This window comes from uncultured Microbulbifer sp., from assembly GCF_947498635.1.
Classification (GTDB): Bacteria; Pseudomonadota; Gammaproteobacteria; order Pseudomonadales; family Cellvibrionaceae; genus Microbulbifer; species Microbulbifer echini.
In genome coordinates this window covers 1-1,332 of the sequence record NZ_CANMKV010000099.1, presented here as the reverse complement: position 1 = coordinate 1,332, position 1,332 = coordinate 1, and the positions used below count along the sequence as shown (strand labels likewise).

The window sequence follows — 1,332 nt, the reverse complement described above, 5'->3', positions numbered from 1 at the left end:
GATGCCACTATTATCTCGGCTCCATCTTCGACTAAGAATAAAAAGAAGAAGCGTGATCCAGAAATGCACCAGGCTAAAAGGGGTAATCAGTGGCATTTTGGAATGAAGATGCATATTGGTACAGATGACACTCTCGGGTTAATAAATAAGCTCCGTTGGTTGTGACACATAACCCCCAAAAGAGGAGCACAAAGCATCCGCCCGCCTTTGTTTGTATGGTTAGTCGGTATCATACTGATACTTATATCTTCTCCGGCAATTGCAGGCGGCGCCTGGAGACACCCTGCATTGAACTGGCACAAGTCGACCTCTCATAAATCACCCTCGTGCTCTAGAAGCCTGAGCATCGCCTCTAGGGCCATTTCGTATCCATCAAGACCGAAGCCCGTAAGCATCCCGACCGAAACGTTAGAAAGGACACTGCGAATACCGCGCACTTCGACGTTGCTGATGTGCACTTCGATATAGGGCAAACCGACAGCCTTTACACAGTCCCGCAGTGCGTACCCCGCGTAGGTGAAGCCGGCAGGATTCATTACCAACCCATCGGTCCCCGCTCGCGTCGCCTCATAAATTCGGTTGATCGCCTCCCCTTCTACGTTCGTGTAGAAGATATCCAAGTCATATCCGAGTTGTTCCGAATGGGAGCGAAGATGCATATCGAGGTCGGCAGCCGAAGTAGTGCCGTAAATGTGTGGCTCACGTTTCCCCAAATAGCTGAGATTTGCTCCTTGTACCAAGAGGATCTTTGTCATCTAACTGCTCCGTCTGTCGCTGGCATAGCCCACGCAAGCGCCTAATACTTGGATGGGGCCTGTTTGAGCTATGTAACCTCGCTCGCTTGAATCAGGCCTGAGCTATACAACGGGCCCGACTTGAAGTTCGACTTGGGTCCCTACATAACGCCTCAATCGACCGGCGCGTCATAGGTCGGTTGAATTGACTTGCTAGCTGTGCTTTTTTTTTGCAATGCGCTCAACTTCTTCCCAGTCGGTTATACTTACAGTAAATAGCCAAATTTTCTCTATTACACGGAACCATCCAACGTCCCGTATCATCGCTCCCACAATAACACCTAAAGCAAAAGCTAATAAACCACTCCCATAATCCAGTAACATAAACCCTAGAATACAAACATTATACTTCTATAGATAAACCTCCTCTTCATCGCTGACACTGAAGCTTCAAGAGTAACTCCCGTCTCTTTTTGGATGAAAAGCTTTTTGGCTTGATCATTCTCCTTCATAAGCTTACCCCTAGATTCCCATAACAACCGACACACTTGGCAATAGCGAGAGAGGCCAGCTGGCTGTAGGCTAGTAAGCTTCCACA

The 1,332-nt window shown here is 48.3% G+C and carries 2 protein-coding genes and 1 pseudogene; 1 reads left to right on the top strand and 2 read right to left on the bottom strand.

What is annotated here, in order from left to right:
- Positions 1–147, top strand: a pseudogene (locus tag Q1A69_RS19960) (transposase); the annotation flags it as partial.
- A 164-nt stretch (positions 148–311) separates the two neighbouring features.
- Here the strand turns inward: Q1A69_RS19960 and Q1A69_RS19955 are convergent.
- Together Q1A69_RS19955 and Q1A69_RS19950 are read right to left on the bottom strand one after the other, a co-directional pair.
- Positions 312–755, bottom strand: coding sequence for a type II 3-dehydroquinate dehydratase (locus Q1A69_RS19955; protein ID WP_299589630.1), 444 nt, complete (start codon positions 753–755; stop codon positions 312–314).
- Positions 756–947: 192 nt separating this feature from the next.
- A complete protein-coding gene (locus Q1A69_RS19950) occupies positions 948–1,118 on the bottom strand; it encodes a hypothetical protein (protein WP_299589628.1) in 171 nt (56 codons plus the stop codon).
- Positions 1,119–1,332 lie beyond the last annotated feature (214 nt).

What these genes read in the sequence shown, in the direction of transcription:
- Q1A69_RS19955 (WP_299589630.1), bottom strand. Translation starts at nt 755, where the DNA reads ATGACAAAGATCCTCTTGGTACAAGGAGCAAATCTCAGCTATTTGGGG.
- Q1A69_RS19950 (WP_299589628.1), bottom strand. Translation starts at nt 1,118, where the DNA reads ATGTTACTGGATTATGGGAGTGGTTTATTAGCTTTTGCTTTAGGTGTT.